The sequence below is a fragment of the Pantoea rwandensis genome (assembly GCF_002095475.1).
In the GTDB taxonomy this organism is placed as follows: Bacteria; Pseudomonadota; Gammaproteobacteria; order Enterobacterales; family Enterobacteriaceae; genus Pantoea; species Pantoea rwandensis.
The window spans coordinates 32138-57305 of record NZ_MLFR01000030.1 but is presented as its reverse complement, the minus strand read 5'-3'; the positions used below and the strand labels follow the sequence as shown (position 1 = coordinate 57305).

The window sequence follows — 25168 nt, the reverse complement described above, 5'->3', positions numbered from 1 at the left end:
CGCGCGACGCAATCTTTCTAACATGCGGTCAGAGAGCAGGAAATTCAATGCCATTAAGGATGGACCGCAGAAGAAAAAAGCGCGAGAGCCAAAACGTCAGCAATTTTTACGCAGCACGGCTATAATCGCGCCACACACGATGTATTTATCTCCTTTGATCCAACCGCGGACCCCTCTTTTTTATGCTGAGTTATCGCCACAGTTTTCATGCCGGCAACCATGCCGACGTGCTCAAACATACCGTTGAAAGCCTGATCCTCACCGCCCTGATGGAGAAGGAAAAACCGTTCCTCTATCTGGATACGCATGCCGGTGCCGGTCGTTACCAGCTGAGCGGTGAGCACGCCGAGCGTACCGGTGAATATCTGGAAGGCATCGGCCGCATCTGGCAGCAGCCGGACGTACCAGAGCTGCTGAAACCGTATCTCTCTGCGGTGCGCAACCTCAACCCTCATGGCACGTTGCGCTACTATCCGGGCTCGCCATTGATCGCGCGCTTTTTGCTGCGTGAAGAGGATAAACTGGAGCTGACCGAACTGCACTCCAGCGATTATCCGCTGCTGCGTAATGAGTTCAGCAAAGATGACCGCGCCCGTGTTGCACGAGGTGACGGCTATCAGCAACTTAAAGCTAAATTGCCACCGCTAAGCCGTCGCGGTTTGATTCTGATCGATCCGCCGTATGAAATGAAAAGCGATTATCAGGATGTGGTGAAAGGCATTCAGGAAGGTCACAAGCGCTTCGCCACTGGCGTATTCGCACTGTGGTATCCGGTGGTAATGCGTCAGCAAATCAAACATATGGTGAAAGATTTGCAGGCAACCAATATCCGCAACATCCTGCAGATCGAACTGGCGGTGCGTCCAGACAGCGATCAGCGCGGTATGACCGCCTCTGGCATGATCGTGATTAACCCACCGTGGAAACTGAAAGCGCAGATGGAAGAGCTACTGCCGTGGCTGCACCAGAAGCTGGTACCAGCTGGCACCGGTCACTACAGCGTGACGCAAATCGTTCCAGAATAACGTGCTTGTCGGGTGCGGCTCTTGAGCCGCCCTTTGCCGTTACCCTTCTAAGGACACTCTTTATGTGGATCATTCTGGCTGGCGCACTGACTGTGCTGTCGCCTGCCAAACGTCTCGCCGTACTCCTGCTGTTACTGGCGACGATCATGGGCCTGTTTCAGGATGTACTGAACTGGCCCGCCATTACCATCATGGGCGTGATTGCTCTGCTGGCATGGGTGCGAGTGGAAAATCCCACTAACCGCGTCGTGCTGCTCATCTGCGAAGCCCTGTTAGTGCTGATTGCGGCTGGCTTGTTCCTGCACCTGGTGCCTGGCTTTAACAACCCGCGTCAGATTGATGAGCTGCAGGTGGGCCCCAACAGTGTGCCGTTCAGTTTCTCCTACAACTTCGATAAAGCGCTGATTCCGTTTGTGCTGCTGGCCGCGTTACCTACGCTGTTCCGCACGCAGAAGTTTCCCGCGCCGCACAAGATTCTGTGGCTGCTGTTGCTGGCGGCGATTCCACTACTGCTGTACGTCGCCGTGCTGCTGGGTGGACTGGCGATTGAGCCCCACTGGCCGGACTGGCTTGGCAGCTTTATGCTGGCAAACCTGTTCTTTGTCTCACTGGCAGAAGAAGCGTTCTTTCGCGGTTATGTGCAACAGCGCCTGCGCCAGAAAATCGGCGGCGTGGCGGCGCTGTTGATTACGTCAGTGCTGTTTGGACTGGCGCATTTCCCTGGCGGGATGATGCTGGTTGTCTTCGCGACCCTGGCCGGGTTGATTTACGGCCTGGCGTGGCACTGGAGCGGACGCGTATGGGTCGCCACCGTCGTCCACTTCCTGTTCAACATGACGCACCTGCTGTTCTTCACCTATCCGGCGTTACAGCACTAAATCTCGAATACCGCAAAATCACGTGCCAGCTCGGTCGCTGCAAACACCGACTGGCACTCCGCCAGCAATCTCTCCCGGTCACTCGATACATAGCGCGAACTGAAGTGCGTGGCGATCATACGCTTCGCCCCCGCCTGCTTTGCCACTTCGGCCGCCTGAATCGTGGTGGAATGGCCGCGCCCATTGGCTTTCTCTGCCATCGCCGCTTCCATAGTGGTTTCATGCACCATCACATCCACATTCGCTGCTAGCTCAAGCGCCACTTCTGTCGGGCCGGTATCGCCGAATATGGCGATCACTTTGCCTTTAGTCGCCGGGCCGAGATACTCCGCGCCGTCAATCTCGCGCCCGTCCTCTAGCCGGATGCGTTTACCCTCTTTCAAATCCTGATACCACGGCCCGCGCGGCACCCCTTCCGCTTTCAGGCGTGGCGCATCGAGAAAGCCCGGTTTGTCATGCTGTTCGATGCGATAACCATAGCACTCCACCACATGATTCATCGGATAGGCCGTGACGCGAAATTCACCATCATCCAGCACTTCGCCCGCTTCAATCTCAACGATTTCCAGCGGGAAGCTGGTGTAAGACCCGCTCAAACTCAGCGCCGTCTCAACAAACTGCTTGATGCCTTTCGGCCCGTAAACCGTCATGGGCTCCAGCAATCCCGCCATTGATCGGCTGGTGAGCAAACCCGGCAGGCCAAAGATGTGGTCACCGTGCAGATGGGTAATAAAGATTTTTTCCAGTTTGCTGGGTTTGAGCGCTGAGCGCATAAACTGATGCTGAGTGGCTTCGCCGCAGTCGAACAGCCAGGTGTCGCCACGTTTCGACAGTGTCAGCGCAATCGCCGTGACGTTGCGTTGCAAACTCGGCGCACCCGCGCCGGTGCCAAGAAAAGTCAGGTGCATAATGTCTTCCATGTTAGCGGAACGTAGATTTAACCCTATCATAATCATAGGCTGAACCTTTGCGCCGCTTGCGCAAGCAGCGTTACACTCTATGCCAATTTTCTTCCAACAGATGGACATTCCGGATGACCCGACATTTTGATTACCTCGCCATCGGCGGCGGCAGCGGCGGTATCGCCTCGATTAACCGTGCCGCGATGCATGGCCAGAAGTGCGCGCTGATCGAAGCGAAAGAATTGGGCGGCACCTGTGTCAACGTTGGCTGCGTGCCAAAAAAAAGTGATGTGGCATGCCGCGCAGATTGCGGAAGCCATCCACCTGTATGGCCCCGATTACGGTTTCGATACCACCGTGAACAATTTTGACTGGTCAGTGCTGGTGAAAAACCGCAGCGCTTACATCGACCGTATTCATACCTCGTACGATAACGTGCTGGGTAAAAATAACGTTGAAGTGATCAAAGGCTTCGCACGCTTTATTGATGCCAACACCGTGGAAGTAAACGGCGAAACCATTACTGCCGATCACATCCTAATCGCTACCGGTGGCCGTCCAAGCCATCCAAAAGTGCCAGGCGCGGAATACGGTATCGACTCTGACGGTTTCTTTGAACTGGATGCGCTGCCGAAGCGTGTTGCGGTAGTGGGCGCAGGGTATATCGCGGTGGAACTGGCCGGTGTGGTCAACGCACTGGGTGCCGAAACGCATCTGTTTGTGCGTAAGCATGCGCCGCTACGCAGCTTCGATCCGTTGATTGTCGATACGCTGGTGGAAGTGATGCAGGCCGAAGGCCCAACGCTGCATACCGAGTCGATCCCGAAAGCGGTGATCAAAAATGCAGACGGCAGCCTGACGCTGCAACTGGAAAGCGGTCATGAGCAAACCGTCGATTGCCTGGTGTGGGCGATTGGCCGCGAGCCAGCCACCGACAATCTCAACCTCTCCGTGACCGGCGTGGCGCTGAACGAAAAAGGCTATATCAACGTTGATAAGTTCCAGAACACCAACGTGAAAGGCATTTATGCGGTAGGCGATAACACCGGTGCGGTGGAACTGACGCCGGTTGCAGTTGCCGCAGGCCGTCGTCTTTCAGAGCGCTTGTTCAACAACAAGCCGGATGAGCATCTGGATTACAGCAATGTGCCAACCGTGGTGTTCACCCATCCACCGATTGGTACCGTCGGCCTGACTGAGCCGCAGGCGCGCGAGCAGTACGGTGACGACCAGGTGAAAGTGTATAAATCATCGTTCACCGCGATGTACACCGCCGTCACCCAACATCGCCAGCCGTGCCGCATGAAGCTGGTGTGCGTGGGTGCAGAAGAGAAGATTGTCGGCATTCACGGTATCGGCAACGGTATGGATGAGATGCTGCAAGGCTTCGCGGTGGCACTGAAGATGGGCGCGACCAAGAAAGACTTCGACAACACCGTGGCGATTCACCCAACGGCGGCCGAAGAGTTTGTTACGATGCGTTAATATCGGCAGAAGTTAGCTGTTCGAATGAGGTTTTAAAACCTCATTTTTTGAGCATCTAGCAGTCTGCCCTCGTAATAAAAAATTATCAGCAAGTGCGGCAATGATATCGGTTAATCGACCACTGCTGCTTTTTCAAGCTTTCCCGTGCTATCGAAACCCAATGCAACTCGAAACTTCCCCTTTTGCGAGAGAATGTTCCTCTGGCTATGAATCATTTTCATCAGGCTGATGGTGAAATTTTCCTCAGTTAATCGGGATTGCTCTACTGAATTTGTTAAAATACTCCTTAATCGATAACGGCGATGTTCTAACAACTCGTCGCTATTGAATTTAGATACTTTTAAGAGTGTGTCCCATTGACGCGAGATAACCTCACCAATAGCAGAAATTGACTCTTGCCATTGCTTAGTCTCAACATCAAATACTGTAAACTTCTTCCCCATAGGATCAACGCAAGCGTTTAGCCAGCTAATTAACGCGCTTATCTTAAGGAGCAACTTTCTTCTAATAATTAACGGATTCAACTCTTCAATTTTATTCTTAAGCTCCTGATAAGAGTTTCCGGTTCCAAAATAATCATTATCTTTTATATTACCAATTTCCTTTTGCAATGTTTTTAGATCATTAGCCAATAGCGCTTTCCATTTATGGGCGTCTGCAATTGTAGACTCAATCATATTACTAATTTCCTGTGGGATTTTATCATTAAATTCCCCATCAGACATGCGCTTAATTAACTTTTCAAAATAACTGATGCGCCCTTCTATATCAGCAAGACGTTCATTATCCATTTTTTCATGAAGCTGAGAGATTGATTTTTTAATACCATCTAATTCTGTATTAATTTCAGACAAATGAGATTGAGCTACCACGAAGCTTACGAGCTGAAACGCTCCAGACGCCAATTGTTTAAGCTTTCCGCCTTCAATGACACGTGCTTTGCCTGCGATCTGGCCAGCTTTGTCCCCTACCGAATGCACAACATCAGCTAGCGTCTCCCCTGACCGAGTTGTCATCATTCTCATAGTGCCCTCATTCAATCCCTTTTGAATATTAGGCATAAAGACTAATTCAACCGTACGACTCGAGGTATTGATGAATCCCTTACAAGTCTCAGCAGCGATATTAGCTAGTTTTTTAAGTTCTTCTGGGGAAGTGATCTCAATAATGGATTCGTCAGGAAAATATGCACATGCCCTAGCAGTAATGACTGAATCTCCACTCTCATCTATCCATGTAACATCAGAACCGATCAATTCATTTACATTGCTATTCACACAACCTCCTGATCTTCAGATCACATTAAAAAAGAATTAACCCACAACTTAGCCTTGCCGTGTTCAAGCTTGACAAAGTTTTATGCTAAGTTATCGGCCGTAAAAGTAAGAACATTAATGAAGAAGCTTTCACTCTATGCAAGGCTGCCGGCTAAAATTATATAATATGATTACAAATCAATGGATTACATACATCACCTTTCACCTTCTACAAGATAAAATTTAATTTATTCACTACTCAAGTCCACACTGCCGGGATACTATTTATTTCTTTGCTGGCGCCCTTCGCGCTGGCTTTTCTGGCGGGTAAGGGGAGAGCGTAAGCACAATGTTGACGTACGGTGAGCAATGGATTTGGCGTAGGGAGGCGGCATGAATATCATCAGCATTATTATGTCTGCGGGCAAAGCCTCGGTAGATGTCGCGTTGTACACGCTTATTCCAATTATGGTGGTGATGTTATTCATCATGAAATATCTGGAAGTGAAAGGCGTACTGGATTTTGTGGTCCGTCATTCCACACCGTTATTAAAACCTCTAGGTATTACCGGACTGGCGTTATTTGCCCTGATTCAGCTTAACTTTGTCAGTTTTGCTGCGCCGTTAGCAGCATTAGCCATTATGGAAAAGCGCGGCACCTCCGATCGTCATATGGCGGCCACGTTGGCAATGCTGTTTGCCATGGGGCAAGCCAACGCCTTCTATCCGTTGATTCCCGCAGGACTGAACTGGACTGCGGCACTGCTGATCTCAATTTGTGGCGGTGTGTTGGCGGCGGCAGCAACCTACCACTTTTTTGGCCGCAAACTTTCTGATGCGGCGCTGCTCAATGAAGATGAAGCCGTTACGAATAATGAAAGCAAGATGGGGCTGATTGCCATCATCAACAGTGCGGGTGCGGATGCGATTCGCCTGGCGCTGGGCTCACTGCCGATGCTGATTCTGTCTCTCTCAGTGGTCGGCATTTTGAAGGAATCCGGTGGCATTGAGATGCTCACCCGGCTGGTTTCACCGTTGCTGGATAGGCTCAACATCTCCGAAGTCTACATTCTGCCTGCTGACCAAATGCCTGGCGGGCGGGACTGCGTACTACGGCGTGGTGGCGGGGTTGGTGGAGAAAGGACTCTACAGTGCGCACAATATTAATGCCTCGGCGGGCTGGCTGATTCAAACCTTTGACCTGCCAGGTATTGGTATTTTCCTTGGCCTGTCGAGCCGTTTCCCGCGTCTGTTCCGTTTCGCCGTGCCGGGCATTATTCTAGGCATCGCGCTACGCGGTGTGGCGCACGCCCTGATATTTTAATAATCCCTGGCGCTGAAAGGTTTATTCAGCGCCCTATTTAAATAACACTACACTTTCCGTGCGTTATTTAAAATTAACCCTATATATTCCATCGTTATTTTCATCAGTTGCACAGCCTTTAATTATCGTACTATTATCACCAGCATGGCTTTACGCAAGACAATTAATCCAGATGAATTATCCGGTTAATTAATTCCTTAATTACATTGCAGGTAATATTCCTGCACGTCATCTATTGATACGCAGATAGGGTAGATCCATGAGCGGTAAACAAATAACCTGGAATGGCGGATTGCAACCTGAAGCCATCGAGATTCTGTCACAGGACGGCGGCATGATTGTGAGCCCCACCAAAGTGGGTTACATCATCATGACCTCCGATAAAGCCGGGCTGGAGCGCAAGTTCGAAGCCAAGCAACGCAAGCGTAATAAGCCAGGCGTGGTGCTGTGTGGCTCGCTGGAGCAGCTGCGTTCCCTGGCACAGCTGACGCCGGAAATTGACCAGCTTTATCAACAGCATTGGGATCAAGATATCCTGCTGGGCTGTATTTTACCATGGCGCGAAGATGCGCTGGCGCGTATTCCGGCTGACGGCTCTAAAGAGCTGATGATGGATGGACGCCAGACCAGCTGCTTCGTGATTAAATTTGGCCGCCCCGGTGAAAATATTGCGAAAGCGCTGTGGGAAGACCACGGGAAATTCTCCTTTGCCAGCTCCGCCAACCCATCGGGTCAGGGAAACCGTGGTTTGGTTGAAGGTATTGGCGAACGTATTGCCTCACGCGCTGATTTAATTATTGAAGCCAATGACTACGTGAAATCCATTCAGCCTAATGACGAAAATAAAGTGCGCTACGAACAGGGCGTAATGGTGTCGATGGTGGATAGCGAAGGCCGTCTGATCCCGCAGCAAAACGGCGAACGCAAAATCACGCCGTGCCCGGTGCTGATCCGTAAAGGCCTGGATGTCGATAAAATCATGGCGCTGCTGTCAGATATCTTCCCATCATGGGATTACCGCCACGGTGATTACTACTGATGTGCTGAAGCCTGTTTCCTCATAGAGGAGACAGGCTTACCGGATTACCACTCCACGGTGATCTTGCCGAAGTGTCCCGCAGACTGCTGATGTTTAAACGCCGCAGGCAGATCGCTTAACGCGCCATAACTGTCGCTTATCACTGGACGAATACCGGTTTGCTCTAACGCCCGCACAAAGTCCTGCTGCTGACGACGATGCCCGACAATCAGGCCTTGAATACGTGCCTGTTTTGCCATTAACAGCGAGGTTGGGATCACCCCTTCGCGCCCGGTCAGTACGCCAATCAGCGCAATATGACCGCCGACTCGCACTGCTTCAATCGACTGCGCCATGGTGCCCGGCCCACCGAGTTCAATCACCACATCTGCGCCTTTGCCATCCGTCAGCTGTTGAACGGCTTTGCCCCACTCCGGCGTGCTGCGATAGTTGATACCCGCATCGGCTCCCAGCGCTTGCGCCCTTGCTAGCTTCTCATCTGACGATGAGGTGACAATCACTCGCGCGCCCATCGCTTTGGCAATTTGCAGTGCGGTGATCGATACGCCACCGGTGCCTAACGTCACGATCGTATCGCCCGCTTTGATCTGCGCATCCCCTACCAGTGCGCGCCACGCCGTCAGTCCGGAGGTGGTGATGGTTGCCGCTTCGGCATGACGCCAGCCACGCGGGGCGAGCGTAAAGTGATGCGCCGGACGCACCACCACTTCGGCGGCAAAACCGTTTGCGCCATCGCCGGGTGTCTGGGTGAAATTGCCGACCTGAGCAAACGGCAAACCGTCCTGCACTGCGGGAAGAAGCACGACACCACGTGGTCACCGGGTTTAAATTCCGTGACGCCTGCCCCGACCTCTTCAACCACGCCCGCGCCGTCCGCCATCATGATGCGATCCTGCTCGGTGGGGATCGATCCATCTGCCACCAGCAGATCGTGGAAGTTGAGAGAAGTCGCGTGAATCGCCACGCGGATCTCCCCAGCGGCGGGTTTACCCGGATCGGGCAGATCCACCCGTTGTAGATGGTCTAAACCACCGGGCTGTTTCAGGATCATCGCTTGCATGATTGCTGTTCTCCTTGGTATCGGTCGCCATAAATGGCGACCCTACAATGTTGGGTGCAATGTGTTAGATCAGATACATGGCGACCCCACCATGTTGGATGCCGTATATACGATCAGATAAAGGGCAACCCTACGGTTCCATGTTCAACCGTAGGGTGCGCATTTATGCGCACCTGGTAAAAACTGATGCTAAGTGTGGCAGTTATGCTCAATCTCCGCCTGCTACAATGTGCGGTTAAAGGGGGGCAATCATGGTTGATGTGAAACGGGTCTACGACGAGATCAGCGAACAGGACGGCTACAGGGTTTTGGTCGATCGGCTGTGGCCGCGTGGCATTAAAAAAGCCGATCTGCACTGCGATGCGTGGTTGAAGGACATCGCGCCTTCTGCCGCATTACGCAAAGCGCTACACAGCGAAACCATGGATTTCGCCCATTTCGAAAAGCAGTACCGTGCCGAGTTACAACAAAACGCAGCACTCGCCGAGCTAAAAGAGCGTATGGCGAAGCAAAAGGTGACACTGCTGACCGCCACGAAACTCGACCAGCAGAGCCACATTACCGTATTGCAGAAACTGCTGGATTAAACATCCGCCCCGTACGCGGTAGCTTTTTGAGCGCGTAACTCAGCCAGACGCCGTTCCAGTGCGGCTTCAATATTGTCATAAGCCGTGCTGCCAAGCGCTAAACGCAGTGGCATGGCGGCTTGATCAAGCGTTGCGATCATCGCCGTAACGGATTTCGCCGCATCGCCTTTGATAGCGAACTCGCCAGATAAAATGGCGCGGCGCACTTGGCCGGATGAGGTGTCCTGATAAACATCCTGCGCCTCAGCAATATCCAGCCCGGCACCGAAATTGGTGGCGGTTGGACCCGGCTCCACCAGCAGGAAATCGATGCCAAAACTGGCGACTTCCTGCCGCACCGCTTCAACAAATCCCTCGATGCCCCACTTGCTGGCGTGGTACAGGCTAAAGTTGGGATAAGCCACTTGCCCACCTTCAGAAGAAACCTGCGCAATGCGTCCTCCCCCCTGCTGGCGCATCAGCGGAATCACTGCGCGAATCAGTTGAATGGAACCGGTGAGATTGGTGGCGATTTGGCGATCAATCTGCGCATCGCTCAGCTCCTCCGCGGCACCAAACAGACCATAAGCGGCATTGCTCACCACCACATCGATACGGTCAACGCTGGCAAATGCGCGGAGGATGGCTGGTGCAATGCTGGCAGTATTCGCCAAATCCAGCATCATGACCTGTAACTGCTCATCGTATCGCGCTTGCAGATCCGCCATTGCCTCGGTGCGCCTTACGCAGGCCAGCACCCGATCGCCACGCGCCAGTAAATCTTCACTCATTAAACGGCCCAGCCCACTGCTGGCACCGGTAATTAACCAGGTTTTCATTTTGTCGTCCTCCGGTTGAAAACCTGATGATAGATCGCTTTACTGGTGGTCATAATCTCCCTAATCGCGCATGACCTGGTGAGGAAAATCCACCAATGAGAAGACCTTCCTGGCATGAATTGCAGGCCATCAAAACCTTGGGTGAGCAGCGCAGCTTTCGCCGTGCCGCTGAGATGCTCGGCCTGAAACGCTCTTCACTCAGCCATTTGGTAAAAACGCTGGAACAGAATCTGGGGGTACAGCTGTTTCAGCGTACGACCCGCAGCGTATCGCTCACCGATGCCGGAAAACAACTCCTGGATCGCCTCGCACCGCTGCTGAATGAGATGGATGAAGTGCTGCACGATGTCAGCGCTCGCCGCCAGCAGCACGCAGGTACCTTACGCATCAGCGCCAGTGACGCGGCAATCAGTATCCTGCTGGAAAAAGTGGTGCCGGATTTCTGCCGCGACTATCCCAACATCCAGCTCGACTTCGCAGCACAGGGCACGCTGGTGGATATTACCGCAACAGGTTTCGATGCCGGCATTCGGTTAATGGAAGATGTGCCGCAGGATATGGTCGCTATACCGCTGGGCGGCCCGCTAAGCTTTATCACTATCGCTTCACCCGCATATCTTGCCGCGCACCCGCCGGTGCAGCTACCGCAGGATTTGCTGCAACAGCAGTGCATTCGCCATCGTCTGCCAAGCGGCAAGCGCTATCGCTGGGAGTACGTAAAAGCGGGAGAAAGCGGTGAGATCGATGTGCCAGGCTTGATCACGCTGGACAATAACGCACTGATGACCCAAGCCGCCATCAGCGGACTGGGCATTGCCTATGTGCCGTCGCTCTATGCTGAAGCGGCGCTGCAATCGGGTCAGTTAGTGGAGCTGCTCGCCGACTGGCGGGTGCAGTCGGCGGGGATGGCATTGTGGTTCCCGCCCAACCAGCATCAGTCGATGGCGCTGCGGCTGTTTATCGATGCGTTGAAAATCAGCCTACCGCGCCAGTCGTAATTCAAGCCTGACGCTGTGGTGCTTTGTGCACCATGGTGTAGGCGTAATCAACGCCCATGCCATATGCACCGCTGTGCTCACGCACCAGATCCATCACCGCATCGTAGGTCTCTTTGCGTGACCAGTCGCGCTGGTACTCCAACAATACTTGCTGCCAGGTCACCGGCACCGCACCGGCCTGCACCATACGTTGAATTGAACGTTCATGGGCATCAACGCTGGTGCCGCCTGAAGTATCGGTCACGACGTAGACTTCAAAGCCTTCTTTCAGCGCCATCAGCGCCGGGAAGGTCAGGCACACTTCCGTCCACAGTGCGGAGATAATCAGCTTCTTACGACCGGTTTTCTTCACCGCTTCGACGAATTTGGCATCTTCCCACGAGTTCATCGAGGTACGCTCAATCGGCTTGGATTCCGGATGCACGGCCAGCAGCTCTGGCCAGATGTAGCCGCTGAAACTTTCGGTTTCTACAGAGGTATAAATCACCGGCACGTCGAAAACTTTGCCCGCTTTTGCCAAAGCGACGGTGTTATTTTTGAGCTGCTGGCGATCAATATTGGCGACACCGAAGGCCATCTGCGGCTGGTGGTCGATAAAGATCAGGGTAGAGTTCTGTGGGTCGAGCAGGTCAAGTTTAGACATGATGTATTCCTCTAAAGTGTTTTTAAATTTGTGTGTTGTGCTGCTGGAATGAACTTTAGAGAAAGGGGCCGCGAAGAGATAACGCAAAGAATTTTACAACTTGTTCAAACTGTTTTTAGAAGATTGATTTATAAAGATAAAAAAAGCCTATAGCGTCAGTATTTATGGTTGAAATACCTGATTTTCACATTGCTTATACGGCAATGACGGGCGTAACCTGTGTTGACTAAATCATAAAAAAACACCATCGCAAAAATGATCGTACGTCCTCATCAACACTGGTTCCTCCGGCTGTTCGACTGGCACGGCTCGGTACTGGTAAGCATTGTATTTCGCCTGTCACTCAACCTGCTGATGTCGGTGATCGCCATCTTCGGTTATCCGTGGTATTCCACCTTGGGCATTCATCTCACCACGGCACCGTTTAGCCTGATTGGTGTGTCGATTGCAGTGTTTCTTGGCTTCCGTAATAACGCCAGCTATGCGCGTTTTATCGAAGCTCGCACGCTGTGGGGTAATATGCACATCGCCCAACGCTCACTGCTGCGTCAGATAAAAACGATTCGTGGCGTCAGTGAAGAACAGGTGCAGGAATTTATTGGATTGCAGCTGGCATTCAGTTGGGCGTTGAAACACCGATTGCGTAAAACCGATGCACAGGCTGACTTAGTACGGTTACTGCCGGAAAGATGGCAGCGCGCGGTGCTGGGCCATCCCATGCCGACATCACAAACACTGTTATGTATGGGCGAATGGTTGGCGCAACGGCGTGATGAAGGATTGGTATCGGATATTGTCTGGCAGAGCATTGATGAGAATCTTAATTTGCTGTCGGCGTATCTGGGAGGCTGCGATCGTCTGGCCAGTACACCGATCCCGTTTGCCTACAGTTTGATTCTGCACCGCACCGTGTACCTGTTCTGTACCCTGCTGCCGTTTGCGCTGGTGGCGGATTTGCATCTGATGACGCCGCTGGTGTCGGTGTTTATTTCCTACACCTTCCTGTCGCTTGAGTCACTGGCGGAGGAGTTAGAAGATCCGTTTGGCACTGCGCCTAATCATCTGCCGCTGGATGCGCTATGCGTCAATATCGAACGTAATTTGAAGGCGATGAATAACGATTTCCCGCTGCCAGAACCGCATCAGCCGGATCGGTATTTTAATTTGACGTGATGCGTATCTATGCCCGATGCGCACCCTAAGAAAAGCGCAAAAACTCGTCGTAGGGTTGCCATTCATGGCGGCCTAATCTCGATTAACTGTGCAGATCCAACCAACGCACATACGCCTGATCCCACAGTGCGGCAGGCGTACCCGCTTTCCCCAGACCAAAGCCGTGTCCGCCGCTGCTGAGTTCAATCAACTCTACCGGCACCTGCATACGACGACAGGCATCGCGCATCATTTCAGTGTTATGGGGATTGGAGGTGTGATCGTCTTCTGCTTGGGCCAGGAACGTCGGTGGATATTGTCGGGTGACATAATTCTGCACTGACCAGTTCGCTTCCTGGGTTGGTGTAGCGTGATCGCCCACCATCATCAGGTGCGTCTTAGTGTTCTGGTAAGGCGCTTCAAGGGTGATGACCGGATAGATCAGACCCACGCTATCAGCTGTTGGGCGGATTTGATCGAGCGGGTCCTGTGCAGGATAGGTGGTGAAATCAGGACGCGCCGCCGCCATGCCCAGTAGATGACCGCCGGCAGAGAAGCCGAGCAAGTGCACTTTGCGTTCCATTGAACGCACCAGACGAATGGCGCGCTGCGCATCCTGCAACGGTGCGAGGTTACCCGCTTGCCACTTTTCACCCGGCAAGCGATAACTCAAGACATAGACGGTATAGCCATTGGCATTCAACCAACGCGCAACGGGCCAAGCTTCACGGCCCATGCCGATAAAGCGGTAGCCGCCGCCTGCCGCCACAATCACCGCTTCGCCATTCGGATTTTCAGGACGAAAACGCTGAATCGCGGGAGAAACGATGTTGGTCCAGGAGCCATTCATACTGACTTTCAAGAGTCCAGACGGCCCACCGCCACCCGGCGGATCGTCAGGCCATAATGGAATGATGTCATCACGGGCAAACAGTTTGCCAGTGGTCATCGAGAGTGCGGTTGCCCCGGTTGCCAACAAAAAGTGACGCCGTGTAAGTTTCATGCCCAGTCGCCAGAATTGAAAAACATGTCAGCCTTGTGGGCTGCGTCTCGTTATGTGATATGTGTCGAATTTCAACGCTGGCGATTATGTACGCATTTTGTACAAAAAATCCATTAAAAAAGCGTCTAAAAAGGCGCTTATTTTATGGTTAATCCGCATAACTTTTGCCGCCATCTCATAGTGATCACCCGAAACCTGTTTATAGGCTCAATGCTGAAATCCCGAGACCTGTTATCGGCTCAAGAGTGAAATCCCAAGACCTGTTTATCGGCTCAGTAGCGAAATCCCGAGACCTGTTTATCGGCTAAGTAGTGAAATGCCCTAAATAATTTGGACTGTAGCAAGGCGGCAAGGATGCGAGTCCCCGGGAGCTTACTTCAGTAAGTGACCGGGGGTGAGCACTCGCAGCCAACGCCGCTACAGTGCGAAGTATGACGAGGATTTAATCCCCTAAATAATTCGAGCTGTGGCAAGGCGGCAAGTGCGTGAGTCCCCGGGAGCTTACTGTAGTAAGTGACCGGGGCGAACAAACGCAGCCAACGCCGCTACAGCTTGAAGTATGACGGGGATTTAATCTTGCTGCTGGAATTGGGTCATAACAGTTTGCTCGCACTGCTGCTGATTATGGCGCAGTTGCGCACGCTCATCCTCGCCCAGTTCCATCCAAGCGCTGATCACTTCCTGCGCCGTTTCTTCATTGAATTCGGGTTTATCCATGGCCGAAGAAGACTGACTGGCGGCCAACTGAGACTTCATCTTCGCGGTGTAGGTATCCAGATCGCTGGTCTTTTTTTCACTACTCACCAGATGGCACAGTTGGCTGGCGTAGACGTTTTCTTCACTGGTGTTATCACCGTCGGCGGCGAAGACACTGGCAGAGAGCGAGAGCCCAACGAGGGCGATCAATATGGCTTTCATAATAGGCTCCAGTAATTTCCAAAAAATCACTTTTGATTGTGTTGCGCGCGTGCCGCCTGCCGGGCTGCACGCCAGTTTAATAACGGCGTCACCGTGATACCGTGCAGCACGATGCTGCACACCACTAACGTCAACGCCATATCCACCATTTGTTCAGCGTGTGGGCCGTGCAGGCCATGCACCCAAGCGTAAGCAATATAATTGATACTACCGATGCCGCGAATCCCCAGCCAGCCAATTAACAGGCGGCGCATTAAGGGTATTTCACAGCGCCAGGTGGTAATCCACACCGCCAGCGGACGCACCACCACAAACAACAGCAGCGCCAAGCCAATACCGGTCAGATTCCAGTGTTGCGCCAGCGTGATACCCAGCACCACCATCATGCCTGCGGCCAACAAGCGCTCGATGGTATCACCAAATGACAACGCATCGCCGATCACCAAACCGACCGATTTCACCATGCCGCTACCGCCGTGCGCCAACCGCTGATTAGGATTGACGCGTGCCTCGGCGGGCAGGTATTGCTCTTCTTCTGACAACTCCTCTTGCGGATAGTGCTTCACTACGCGCAGTTCGGCACGTCGCAGCCCCACGCCCGCCGCAAAAGTGGCGAGGAAGCCGGAGGCATCTACGCTTGTGCCGCCGCATAACTCAGCGCAATCAGGGCCAGCGCGAGGAAATCATTGGGCGCGATATCCTCGTGGGCGCTGCGCAGCTGGGTCGCTAATTGTCCGATCAGACGTCCCAGCAAATAACCGATACCCAGCCCACCCGCGATAGCCCACAGCACGTCTTTCAACGCCCATGCGCCCCAATGACTGATATCCATGCTTTCAGGGGCCAGCAACAGCAAAGCCAGCATCAATAACGGCAGCGCGGAACCGTCGTTCATCCCGGCTTCACTGGAAAGCGCCACGCGTAGCGCATCATCATCGCGCGCGTCGTTGACCGATATCAGACTGGCCAAAACGGGGTCGGTCGGTGCGACGATGGCACCAAATGCCAGTGACAGCGCCCAGTCAAATCCGGTGATCCAGTGCACCAGCAGCGTCATACCGCCTACGGTGAGCAGCATGGCGGGAAAGGCCAGGCGTACGCCGACACGCCAGGCATGTGCGTTGAGCGGGAGACGTAACTTGAGTCCGGTGATAAACAGCGAGGCTGCCATGGCGATTTCGGTGAGGTGGGCCGCAAGATTGGCGTGCCCGATGATATCGATTTGCAGCAGGTTGAAGACCCACGGGCCGCACAAAATGCCCGCAAGCAGGTAAAGCCCAAACGAAGTCACTGGCCCACGGTGTATCCAACCGGAAGCCAGTGACATCAGAAGTAGCAGACCACCGGTGGCGGCGGTCCAGGCCAGGAAATTCATAACGCTCCGTTTTTAAATAATATTCTCCCTTAAGCCTGGCACAGGATTAACGATCAGTTTTTCAGGTGACGACTCGCCAGACGAATCATCAACGCAAGCGCAGCGGCAAGAGTGGAGAGCGCGACCACACCGGTCCAGCCAAAGTGCGCCAACGCTAAGCTTCCGAGTGCCGCACCGGTCGCCATGCCGATAAACACTACGGTAAACATTAATGCATTCAGTCGGCTACGCGCTTCTGGCGCCAGGCTGTAGACCAGTGTCTGATGCGCCACCAGCGTGGCCTGAACACCTAAATCGAAACCGATGGTGCTAATGATGATCAGACCGATCTGAGCCGGAACTGGCAACAGTGGCAGCAGGAACATGAGCGCAAATGACACCATCACCAGTGTGGCACCATACTGGGTGACACGTGCAGGGCCGATGCGATCTGCCACGCTTCCCGCCAGCGGCGCCGCCAGCGCACCCGCTGCACCCGCAAGACCAAATGCCCCCGCTACCGCACTGTCAAAATGGAAGCGTTCACTCAGCATCAGCGCCAGCGTTGACCAGAAGGCGCTGAAAGCCACGGACAGCAAACCCTGTGCTATCGCCGCACGGCGCAGCGTCTGGTGGTGTTGCCACAGGTGCGCCAGCGACAGCAGCAGACGTGGGTAACTGACCGACGTGCCCGGTTTGAAGCTGGGCAGCACGCGCCAAAGCGCCACGCTGATCAGCAAGACTGCGCCCGCTGCCACCAGATACATGGTGCGCCAGCCCAGATATTCCGCCACGACGCCGCTGACCACGCGTGATAATAAAATGCCGACCAGCAGCCCGGTCATTACCGTGCCGACGGTTTTACCGCGACTGCGCTCAGGCGCCAACGCTGCTGAAGCCGGGACAATATCCTGCGCCACCGTTGCGGTTAAGCCGGTAACAAAGCTGGCGATCAGTAACGCGTTGATGCCGCCAGAGAAGCCACACAGCAGCAATGCAGCGACCAGCATCAGGCCTTTAATCAGGATGATGGTACGGCGGTCGTGGCGATCGCCGAGCGGTGCCAGCAGCAGAATACCGAGTGCATATCCGGCTTGGGTCAGCATTGGCACCATACCGACGCTACCAATCCCAACGTTAAATTGTTTACTGATGATATCCAGCATCGGCTGGCTGTAGTAAATCGATGCCACGCTAAGCCCGGCACCTGCAGCAAGCGTGAACACCAGCGGCGCTGGCAGTTTTTCAGCTGGCAATGCAGTAGATTGCGAAATGGCTGACATAGTGAATTCCCCCGTGAAAGTGCGCTTATTAAAGCGCGACTCGGCCATACGCGGTAGACTCATCAATAACAGAACTGTTATGCGTGGTACGTATGAGCAATTCAACCAGTATTGACCGCATTGAATTGATGCAGACCTTTATTCGTATTGTTGAAAGTGGATCGCTGTCAGCGGCGGCGTTACAGCTGGGCACCACACAGCCGACTATTAGCCGCCGTTTGCAGGCGCTGGAACAGCGGTTGGGGCTGAAACTCATTCTGCGTACCACCCACGCACTGAAGCTCACTGATGATGGTGAGCGCTGTTATGCCCAAGCACGACAGTTGCTGGCGACCTGGCATGCGCTGGAAGATGAGCTGACCGGTTCCAATGACGATCCGATTGGTACGCTGCGCGTGCGTGCGCCTCACGCTTTTGGTCAAGACCAGCTCATCGATCCTCTTGTGGCCTATTTACAGCGTTATCCGCGCCTCACCGTGGAGTGGATGCTCAATGACCGCACGCCAGATTTCATCAGCGAAAATGTGGATTGTGCGATTCAGGTGGGCGTGGTGAACGATCCCTCGCTGGTGGCGATTCTGCTGGCTGAAGTGCCGCGCTTTGTGGTGGCAGCACCCTCACTGCTGGCGCAATATCCGCCCGTGGAGGACGTCACCCAACTCACCGACCTGCCTTGGCTGGCATTAACCAGCTTTTATCGCAACGAACTTGCGCTACAGCGGTTGAGCGATGCTCAGCCGCTGAATCTGGCTATTGCTCCTCGCCTCGCCAGTGACAGTTTATATGCCGTCCGCAAAGCCGCACTGGCGGGCATGGGTGCGGCGATTGTGTCGTCGTGGGTGGTGCAGGAGGATTTGGCGAAAGGAGAGTTGATTCAGTTGGTGCCCGAGTGGCAAGCGCCGCCGCTGCCGGTATGGCTGACCTATCCGTGGGCCAGTTATTATCCCGCCCGTATGCGGCATTTTTTCGCCATGATCCGGGAAGTGATGCCGAAGCTGGCGGGCACGCAGCCGGTGCGGTGATTGAGAGGGGCACGACATCATTGCAGTGTTTGACCAGGGCGCCATGAATGGCGCCCCTACGGGGAGTTGTGTGGATTTTTCGTAGGGTGCAGGTTTTCGGGAAGTGTGCGGATTTTTCGGTGGGGTGCAGATTTTCGGGAATGATGCGGATATTTCGAAGAGTACAGATTTTCGAGAAGTATGTGGATTTTTCGTAGGGTGCAGGTTTTCGGGAAGTATGCGGATTTTTCGTAGGGGTGCAGATTTTCGGGGATTATGTGGATTTTTCGTAGGGTGCGCATTGATGCGCACCTGGCACACGAAACTACTTCTTCTCCACCTTCGACATATTATCCAGCCAGCCCATCACAAAGGCCGACAGCACAAAGGTCAGGTGGATAATCACGTACCACATCAGCTTGCTGTCATCGACGTTGCGCGCGTCCATAAAGATGCGCAGCAGATGGATCGATGAGATGGCCACAATCGAGGCTGCAACTTTGTTCTTCAGCGAGCCGGAATCCATTTTACCCAGCCAGCTCAGCTTCTCTTTGTTTTCATCAATATCCAGCTTGGAAACAAAGTTCTCGTAACCAGAGAGCATCACCATCACCAGCAAGCCGCCGACCAGCGTCATGTCGACCAGCGACAGCAGCAGCAGAATCAGATCGTTCTCCGCGATGCTGAAAATGTTGGGCAACAGGTGAAAAATTTCCTGGAAAAATTTGATGGTCAGCGCCAGTAGCCCCAGCGAAAGTCCAATGTAAACCGGTGCCAGCAACCAGCGCGATGAATACATCAGGTTCTCGATAAAACGTTCCATAATTTCCCATTAATCAACAGACAAGTGGTCGATTATAACCGAACTTGTGTGAAGTTATTTCAGCGCTTCTTCAGAAATTTCAGGGGCCGCTGGCAGCGGTAGTGACAAGCGAAACTCTGCGCCTCCTTCCGGTCGGTTCTCCGCCCAGATACGCCCGCGATGGGATTCAATAATGGTTTTGCTGATGGCCAAACCCAGCCCGACACCAGGCACAGCCGACTCCTTGTCCCCGCGCGCAAACTTGTCGAAAATACGCGTCATGTTCTCCACGGCGATGCCCGGACCGTTGTCCCACACAGCAATCTCCAGCCGGTCTTTATCACGCCAGGCGCGAATACCGTGCTGCGCGGCGTTACCAGCATATTTCAGGCTGTTCTCAATCAGGTTGGTGAACACACGTTCTAACATCGCGCTGTCGCCTTTGATCAGCACCAGCTCTGGTGGTAAATCGAGTGCAAAATCGTGTCCCTTCAGCGAGGGCCCCATACTGCTGAGCGCGCCGCCAATCACTTCGTCCAGCGCCACCCACTCTTCGCGCAAATTAAGCCCACCGGACTGAATACGCGCCATATCCAACATATTGCTCACCAACCGAATGGTGCTTAACGTTTGTTCACGAATCTGGTTGGCCTGGCCGACATATTTTGAGTCGTCACCGGCCAAATCCAGCATCAGCATTTCCGCCTGACCAAACAACACCGTCAGCGGCGTGCGCAGATCGTGCGACAGCGCGGACAACAGCGCATTACGCAACTGTTCACGCTCTGCCGCCAGCCGTGAGGCCGCTTCACTCTGTGACAGCGCCATGCGCTCCAGTGCGTTGGCAATCAACACCGTAAAAGTCTCCACCAGACGCTGCTGTTCGGGAATCATCAATTGGCGAAGATTTTCTGGCTCCACCACCAATAAACCCCGGCAGTGGTTGCCGCTTTTTAACGGCAGAATTTGATACGGCACAGCTGGCAGCGTATCGGTGCCAGCGCCCGCCGGTTGTGCTTTGCTAAAACTCCATTTGGCGATGCCAAGATCGGGTGGCGTACCCATGCTACCCTCGCCCACCGCCTGTAATTCACCCTGCTCATTCGGTAGCAGCAGCTGGCTGCGTGCCTGCAAGGTGACATCAATCACCCGCTGGCTGGTGGCCGCGATATCCTGCGGCGTGAGCGCACTGCCAAGAGACTTCGCCATCTCATACAGATGGCGCGCGCGCTGTTCACGATAGCGCGCCACTTTAGCCTGATAACGCACGCCTGCGGTCAGGTTCCCCACAATCACCCCTACTGCGAGCATCACCGCGAAAGTCACCAGATATTGCAAATCCGATACCGCCACGGTGCCGGTGGGGGCGACAAAGAACAGGTCAAAAGCGAGGATGTTGATGACCGTGGCAAACACCGAAGGCCAGCGGCCAAAGCGCAGCGCGACTAACACGACGGCTAACAGATAAATCATCACGCCGTTGGCGGGATCGAACTCCACCAGCAACCAGCGACCGACGGTCGTCACCAAAATGCACAGCGCAATCGCCATCAGGCAGCCGCGCAGATGCAGCCGCCACTTCTCACTGTTGGTCTGTTTGCCGCCCAGCGGATGCGGCGCGTCGCGCACCGGTTCGTCCAGCGCCACCACCAGCAAATCGAGATCTGGGCCAAGCTGCCCTAAACGCTGAGCAAAGCTGTCGCGCCGCCAGCGCCGCTGTGGCTGGCGTCCGGTAACAATTTTTCCGAGGTTGTGCTCACGCGCGTAACGCAGCACCGCGCGCGCTTCATCAGGATCGGACAAGGTGGCGGTTTCCGCACCCAGCTCCTGTGCCAGTTGCAAAGTGCGCAGAATAGCGCGACGACGTGCTTCTGGTAGGCGGTTCAGCCGTGGCGTTTCCACGTAGACCGCGTGCCATTCACTGCCGAGGCGCGCGGCTAAACGCGCGGCAGTACGCACCAGTTTTTCACTGCCGGTGTCGTCGCCGATGCACAGCAAAATGGCATCACGCGTGTGCCACACTTTGTCGCGACCCTGTTGATCGCGCCAGGCACGCATCTGGTCGTCAACACGATCAGCGGTACGGCGCAGTGCCAGTTCGCGCAGGGCAAACAGGTTGCCTTTGCGGAAGAAGTTTTCAATCGCACGTTCAGCGCGGTCGCCGACGTAGACTTTGCCCTCTTTCAGCCGTTGGCGCAGATCGTCCGGCGGCAGATCCACCAACACCACTTCGTCAGCACTGTCAAAGAAGGGATCGGGCACGGTTTCCCGCACCTGAATACCGGTGACACCGCCGACCACATCGTTAAGACTTTCCAGATGCTGCACGTTGACGGTGGTGATCACGTCAATGCCCGCTTCCAGTAATTCTTCGATGTCCTGCCAGCGTTTGGGATGGCGCGAACCCTGCACGTTGGTGTGCGCCAGTTCGTCCATCAGGATCACTGCCGGATGACGTGCCAGTGCCGCATCGAGATCGAATTCGGCGTGACGAGAACGCCCAGTGGCACGACGTGGCAAAACCGCCAGGCCGTTGAGCAGCGCAGCGGTTTCTTCACGCCCATGGGTTTCTACCACGCCCGCCAGCACATCGAGGCCTTGCGCACGTAAGCGCTGTGCCTCCTGCAGCATGGCGAAGGTTTTCCCCACGCCAGCGCAGGCGCCGAAGTAGATTTTCAGCTTACCGCGATGGCTGTCGCTGTGATTCAGCAACAGCGCATCGGGATCGGGGCGGGTGATTTCGTCGTTCATTCGTTATCCGTCATACCAAAGTGCGACAAATCGCGTTATCGCCATCGGCGCGCTCATCAAAACGGTCGCCATAAATGACGCCCCTACAAAACCGTAGGGTGCGCATTTATGCGTACCTGGTCAAAAACCGCAACGTATTCAATGGCGCATTTATGCGCACCTGGTCAAAAACCGCAACGTATTCAATGACGCATTTATGCGCACCTCGTCATAAACCGCACCGCATTCAATGACGCATTGATGCGCACCGGGTCTTATCCCTGCAGCGCATCCAGCGCCATATTCAGTCGCAGCACGTTCACCGTCTCCTCACCGATAAACGGCAGCAGCGGGCGCTCGGTGTTGCGGTCAATCAGCGCTTCCACCTCTTTCAGCGCCATATTGCGCGCCGCTGCCACGCGTGGAGCCTGCCACAGCGCCGCTTCCGGCGAGATATCAGGATCGAGCCCACTCGCCGATGCCGTTACCAACTCAACCGGTACCGCTGCAGGCGCTTGTGGATTGGCGGTGCGCAGTGCGGCAACGCGTTCCGCCACCGCTTTATCCAGCGCCGGGTTACTCGCCGCCAGATTGCTGCCGCTGGAGGCCAGCGCATTGTAAGGCGTATCGCCGGTGGCCGATGGACGGCCCCAAAAGTGCCCCGGCTGGCTAAAGGCCTGGCCGATTTGATCGGAGCCGCGCACTGCACCATCTTGCTCAATCAACGAGCCGTTGGCCTGAGACGGGAACCACCACTGCGCCAAACCGGTGGTCAGCAAGGGGTAAACCGCGCCGGTTAACAGCGTTAGCAGTATTAACAATACAATAGCCGGACGTAACTGACTCATTTCTCTTCTCCTTAAACCAAGCCAAACAGCGTCAGCAGCAGGTCGATGGCTTTAATACCGATAAACGGCACCACAAGTCCGCCCACACCGTAAACCCACAGGTTGCGGCGCAGCAGCGCGGCGGCACTCATCGGACGGTAACTCACGCCTTTCAGTGCCAGCGGAATCAGGAACACAATCACCAAGGCGTTAAAGATTACCGCCGACAGAATCGCCGAATTCGGCGAGTGCAGCGCCATCACGTTCAGCATATTGAGCTGCGGATAGGTCGCCGCAAACGCCGCCGGGATGATGGCGAAATACTTCGCCACATCGTTGGCAATACTGAAGGTGGTCAGCGAACCGCGCGTCATTAGCATCTGTTTACCGATATGCACCACTTCCAGCAGTTTGGTCGGGTTGGAGTCGAGATCGACCATGTTGCCGGCTTCTTTCGCCGCCTGCGTACCCGAGTTCATGGCAACCGCCACATCAGCCTGTGCCAGCGCGGGCGCATCGTTGGTGCCGTCGCCGGTCATCGCCACTAAGCGACCTTCTGCCTGATACTGGCGAATCAAGGCCAGCTTGGCTTCCGGTGTCGCTTCCGACAGGAAATCATCCACGCCCGCTTCTGCTGCAATCGCCGCCGCCGTCAGTGGGTTATCGCCGGTGATCATCACGGTTTTGATGCCCATCTTGCGCAGTTCAGCAAAACGCTCTTTGATGCCACCTTTGACGATATCTTTTAGCGCCACCACGCCCAACACCTGCGCCCCTTCAGCCACCACCAACGGGGTGCCCCCGGCGCGCGCCACTTCTTCCACGCTGGCGTTGACTTCTGCCGGAAAACGACCGTGATTGGCTTCGATATGGCGACGAACTGCATCAACTGCCCCTTTGCGAATCAGACGATCCTGCACGTTGACGCCGCTCATGCGCGTTTGCGCTGAGAAGGGAATAAAGCTGGCCCCCATGCTGCTGAGATCGCGTTCGCGCAGATTAAATTTCTGCTTCGCCAACACCACAATGCTGCGTCCTTCTGGGGTTTCATCCGCCAGCGAGGCCAACTGCGCGGCGTCCGCTAACTGCTGCTCGGTGACGCCCGGCGCGGGCATAAACTGCGTGGCCTGACGGTTACCCAGCGTGATGGTGCCGGTCTTATCCAGCATCAACACATCCACGTCACCCGCCGCCTCCACCGCACGACCGCTAGTGGCGATAACATTAGCACCCAGCATGCGGCTCATCCCCGCCACGCCAATCGCTGACAGCAAGCCGCCGATGGTGGTTGGAATTAGACACACCAACAGCGCCACTAGCACCGTTACGCTCACTGGCGTGCCGCCATAGGCGGAGAACGGCCACAAGGTCGCGGTAGCCAGCAGGAACACGATGGTCAGCGACACCAGTAGAATGGTTAGCGCAATTTCGTTCGGTGTTTTACGGCGTTTGGCGCCCTCCACCATGGCGATCATGCGATCGAGGAAAGTTTCGCCCGGATTGACGCTGCACTGAATCACCAGCCAGTCAGAAAGAATGCGTGTACCGCCAGTCACCGACGAAAAATCGCCGCCGGATTCGCGGATCACCGGAGCCGATTCGCCGGTAATCGCGCTTTCATCCACTGAAGCACCGCCCTCCAGCACTTCACCATCACACGGGATGATGTCACCGGCTTCCACCAGCACCACATCGCCTTTTCGCAGCGTGTCGGCCGCCACGTTATGCCACTGGGCACCGTGGCGCGGCTCAGCCAGTTTTTTAGCATCGCTGGTTTTACTGATGCCCTTCAGGCTATTGGCCTGCGCTTTACTGCGCCCTTCCGCCAAGGCCTCAGCGAAGTTGGCAAACAGCACGGTGAACCACAGCCAGATGGCGACACCGGCGGTAAACCCGGCCTCGCCGTTCAGATGGCCTGTCAGCATGCCGATGGCCAGTACTGAAGTCAGCACGCTACCCAGCCACACCAGGAACATCACCGGATTGCGAAACTGCACGCGCGGGTCGAGTTTTTTCACCGCATCGAACATGGCAGTGCGCGTTAACGCCGCATCAAACAGCGCCAGTTGTTGACGACTCATGA

General features: G+C 54.7%; 18 protein-coding genes and 4 pseudogenes. 9 read left to right on the top strand and 13 right to left on the bottom strand.

The features are described 5' to 3' along the window. Positions 1 to 182 precede the first annotated feature (182 nt). Entirely contained in the window at positions 183 to 1025 is an 843-nt protein-coding gene (locus HA51_RS21985; RefSeq protein ID WP_084936770.1) for a 23S rRNA (adenine(2030)-N(6))-methyltransferase RlmJ, read from the top strand. Positions 1026 to 1087: 62 nt separating this feature from the next. After that, positions 1088 to 1903 carry a CPBP family intramembrane glutamic endopeptidase gene (locus HA51_RS21980; RefSeq protein WP_084936768.1) on the top strand — a complete coding sequence of 272 codons (816 nt, stop codon included), beginning with the start codon at positions 1088 to 1090 and terminating at the stop codon, positions 1901 to 1903. Here the strand turns inward: HA51_RS21980 and rnz are convergent. Beyond that, positions 1900 to 2811 carry a ribonuclease Z gene (gene rnz, locus HA51_RS21975; RefSeq protein WP_084936765.1) on the bottom strand — a complete coding sequence of 304 codons (912 nt, stop codon included), beginning with the start codon at positions 2809 to 2811 and terminating at the stop codon, positions 1900 to 1902. The genes HA51_RS21980 and rnz overlap by 4 nt on opposite strands. Positions 2812 to 2936: 125 nt before the next feature. Here rnz and gorA point away from each other — a divergent pair. Continuing rightward, a pseudogene (gene gorA, locus HA51_RS21970) lies at positions 2937 to 4290 on the top strand (glutathione-disulfide reductase). 110 nt (positions 4291 to 4400) lie between these two features. Here gorA and HA51_RS21965 read toward each other — a convergent pair. After that, positions 4401 to 5567, bottom strand: coding sequence for a hypothetical protein (locus HA51_RS21965; protein WP_084936762.1), 1167 nt, complete (start codon positions 5565 to 5567; stop codon positions 4401 to 4403). Positions 5568 to 5939: 372 nt separating this feature from the next. On the opposite strand from HA51_RS21965, the pseudogene HA51_RS21960 reads away from it, so the two are divergent. Beyond that, a pseudogene (locus HA51_RS21960) lies at positions 5940 to 6870 on the top strand (nucleoside recognition family protein). A 259-nt stretch (positions 6871 to 7129) separates the two neighbouring features. Continuing rightward, complete coding sequence (locus tag HA51_RS21955) at positions 7130 to 7909, top strand: L-threonylcarbamoyladenylate synthase (RefSeq protein WP_084936759.1); 780 nt, start codon at positions 7130 to 7132, stop codon at positions 7907 to 7909. A gap of 44 nt (positions 7910 to 7953) precedes the next feature. Here the strand turns inward: HA51_RS21955 and HA51_RS21950 are convergent. Further along, positions 7954 to 8969, bottom strand: a pseudogene (locus HA51_RS21950) (zinc-dependent alcohol dehydrogenase family protein). Between the two features lie 251 nt (positions 8970 to 9220). On the opposite strand from HA51_RS21950, the gene HA51_RS21945 reads away from it, so the two are divergent. After that, a complete protein-coding gene (locus HA51_RS21945) occupies positions 9221 to 9556 on the top strand; it encodes a DUF488 domain-containing protein (RefSeq protein ID WP_084936756.1) in 336 nt (111 codons plus the stop codon). Here the strand turns inward: HA51_RS21945 and HA51_RS21940 are convergent. After that, positions 9553 to 10374, bottom strand: coding sequence for an SDR family oxidoreductase (locus tag HA51_RS21940; RefSeq protein WP_084936753.1), 822 nt, complete (start codon positions 10372 to 10374; stop codon positions 9553 to 9555). The two genes, HA51_RS21945 and HA51_RS21940, sit on opposite strands and share 4 nt — an antisense overlap. Before the next feature lie 95 nt (positions 10375 to 10469). Here HA51_RS21940 and HA51_RS21935 point away from each other — a divergent pair, with 95 nt between their 5' ends. Continuing rightward, a complete protein-coding gene (locus tag HA51_RS21935) occupies positions 10470 to 11372 on the top strand; it encodes a LysR substrate-binding domain-containing protein (protein ID WP_084936750.1) in 903 nt (300 codons plus the stop codon). Between the two features lies 1 nt (position 11373). On the opposite strand, the gene HA51_RS21930 is transcribed toward HA51_RS21935, so the two are convergent. Beyond that, complete coding sequence (locus tag HA51_RS21930) at positions 11374 to 12015, bottom strand: hydrolase (RefSeq protein ID WP_034819796.1); 642 nt, start codon at positions 12013 to 12015, stop codon at positions 11374 to 11376. Positions 12016 to 12270: 255 nt separating this feature from the next. Between HA51_RS21930 and HA51_RS21925 the strand changes: the two genes are divergently transcribed. Next, complete coding sequence (locus HA51_RS21925) at positions 12271 to 13188, top strand: bestrophin family protein (RefSeq protein WP_084936748.1); 918 nt, start codon at positions 12271 to 12273, stop codon at positions 13186 to 13188. An 82-nt stretch (positions 13189 to 13270) separates the two neighbouring features. On the opposite strand, the gene HA51_RS21920 is transcribed toward HA51_RS21925, so the two are convergent. From HA51_RS21920 to HA51_RS21905, 4 genes and pseudogenes are all read right to left on the bottom strand, one after another. After that, positions 13271 to 14116: an alpha/beta hydrolase gene (locus HA51_RS21920; protein WP_084936821.1), complete on the bottom strand. Its 846-nt coding sequence runs from the start codon at positions 14114 to 14116 to the stop codon at positions 13271 to 13273. Between the two features lie 624 nt (positions 14117 to 14740). Continuing rightward, a complete protein-coding gene (locus HA51_RS21915) occupies positions 14741 to 15088 on the bottom strand; it encodes a YaeQ family protein (protein ID WP_084936745.1) in 348 nt (115 codons plus the stop codon). A 26-nt stretch (positions 15089 to 15114) separates the two neighbouring features. Beyond that, positions 15115 to 16463 (bottom strand): annotated as a pseudogene (locus HA51_RS21910) (cation:proton antiporter). A 53-nt stretch (positions 16464 to 16516) separates the two neighbouring features. After that, positions 16517 to 17725 (bottom strand): MFS transporter, encoded by a 1209-nt coding sequence (locus HA51_RS21905; RefSeq protein ID WP_084936818.1) that lies wholly within the window; start codon positions 17723 to 17725, stop codon positions 16517 to 16519. 92 nt (positions 17726 to 17817) lie between these two features. Here HA51_RS21905 and HA51_RS21900 point away from each other — a divergent pair, with 92 nt between their 5' ends. Next, entirely contained in the window at positions 17818 to 18747 is a 930-nt protein-coding gene (locus HA51_RS21900; RefSeq protein ID WP_084936742.1) for a LysR family transcriptional regulator, read from the top strand. 304 nt (positions 18748 to 19051) lie between these two features. Here HA51_RS21900 and HA51_RS21895 read toward each other — a convergent pair whose 3' ends face one another. From HA51_RS21895 to kdpB, 4 genes are all read right to left on the bottom strand, one after another. Further along, complete coding sequence (locus tag HA51_RS21895; RefSeq protein WP_084936739.1) at positions 19052 to 19549, bottom strand: TIGR00645 family protein; 498 nt, start codon at positions 19547 to 19549, stop codon at positions 19052 to 19054. A gap of 54 nt (positions 19550 to 19603) precedes the next feature. Then, the gene (gene kdpD / locus HA51_RS21890; RefSeq protein WP_084936736.1) at positions 19604 to 22279 is read right to left on the bottom strand and encodes a two-component system sensor histidine kinase KdpD; all 2676 of its coding nucleotides are present in this window, start codon (positions 22277 to 22279) and stop codon (positions 19604 to 19606) included. A gap of 254 nt (positions 22280 to 22533) precedes the next feature. Next, a complete protein-coding gene (gene kdpC, locus HA51_RS21885; protein WP_084936734.1) occupies positions 22534 to 23106 on the bottom strand; it encodes a potassium-transporting ATPase subunit KdpC in 573 nt (190 codons plus the stop codon). Positions 23107 to 23117: 11 nt separating this feature from the next. Then, positions 23118 to 25166 carry a potassium-transporting ATPase subunit KdpB gene (gene kdpB / locus HA51_RS21880; RefSeq protein WP_084936731.1) on the bottom strand — a complete coding sequence of 683 codons (2049 nt, stop codon included), beginning with the start codon at positions 25164 to 25166 and terminating at the stop codon, positions 23118 to 23120. Between the last annotated feature and the right edge of the window lie 2 nt (positions 25167 to 25168).

Coding starts and splice junctions, on each gene's coding strand:
- HA51_RS21985 (WP_084936770.1), top strand. CDS start 183: ATGCTGAGTTATCGCCACAGTTTTCATGCCGGCAACCATGCCGACGTG.
- HA51_RS21980 (WP_084936768.1), top strand. CDS start 1,088: ATGTGGATCATTCTGGCTGGCGCACTGACTGTGCTGTCGCCTGCCAAA.
- rnz (WP_084936765.1), bottom strand. CDS start 2,811: ATGCACCTGACTTTTCTTGGCACCGGCGCGGGTGCGCCGAGTTTGCAA.
- HA51_RS21955 (WP_084936759.1), top strand. CDS start 7,130: ATGAGCGGTAAACAAATAACCTGGAATGGCGGATTGCAACCTGAAGCC.
- HA51_RS21945 (WP_084936756.1), top strand. CDS start 9,221: ATGGTTGATGTGAAACGGGTCTACGACGAGATCAGCGAACAGGACGGC.
- HA51_RS21940 (WP_084936753.1), bottom strand. CDS start 10,374: ATGAAAACCTGGTTAATTACCGGTGCCAGCAGTGGGCTGGGCCGTTTA.
- HA51_RS21935 (WP_084936750.1), top strand. CDS start 10,470: ATGAGAAGACCTTCCTGGCATGAATTGCAGGCCATCAAAACCTTGGGT.
- HA51_RS21930 (WP_034819796.1), bottom strand. CDS start 12,015: ATGTCTAAACTTGACCTGCTCGACCCACAGAACTCTACCCTGATCTTT.
- HA51_RS21925 (WP_084936748.1), top strand. CDS start 12,271: ATGATCGTACGTCCTCATCAACACTGGTTCCTCCGGCTGTTCGACTGG.
- HA51_RS21920 (WP_084936821.1), bottom strand. CDS start 14,116: ATGACCACTGGCAAACTGTTTGCCCGTGATGACATCATTCCATTATGG.
- HA51_RS21915 (WP_084936745.1), bottom strand. CDS start 15,088: ATGAAAGCCATATTGATCGCCCTCGTTGGGCTCTCGCTCTCTGCCAGT.
- HA51_RS21905 (WP_084936818.1), bottom strand. CDS start 17,725: ATGTCAGCCATTTCGCAATCTACTGCATTGCCAGCTGAAAAACTGCCA.
- HA51_RS21900 (WP_084936742.1), top strand. CDS start 17,818: ATGAGCAATTCAACCAGTATTGACCGCATTGAATTGATGCAGACCTTT.
- HA51_RS21895 (WP_084936739.1), bottom strand. CDS start 19,549: ATGGAACGTTTTATCGAGAACCTGATGTATTCATCGCGCTGGTTGCTG.
- kdpD (WP_084936736.1), bottom strand. CDS start 22,279: ATGAACGACGAAATCACCCGCCCCGATCCCGATGCGCTGTTGCTGAAT.
- kdpC (WP_084936734.1), bottom strand. CDS start 23,106: ATGAGTCAGTTACGTCCGGCTATTGTATTGTTAATACTGCTAACGCTG.
- kdpB (WP_084936731.1), bottom strand. CDS start 25,166: ATGAGTCGTCAACAACTGGCGCTGTTTGATGCGGCGTTAACGCGCACT.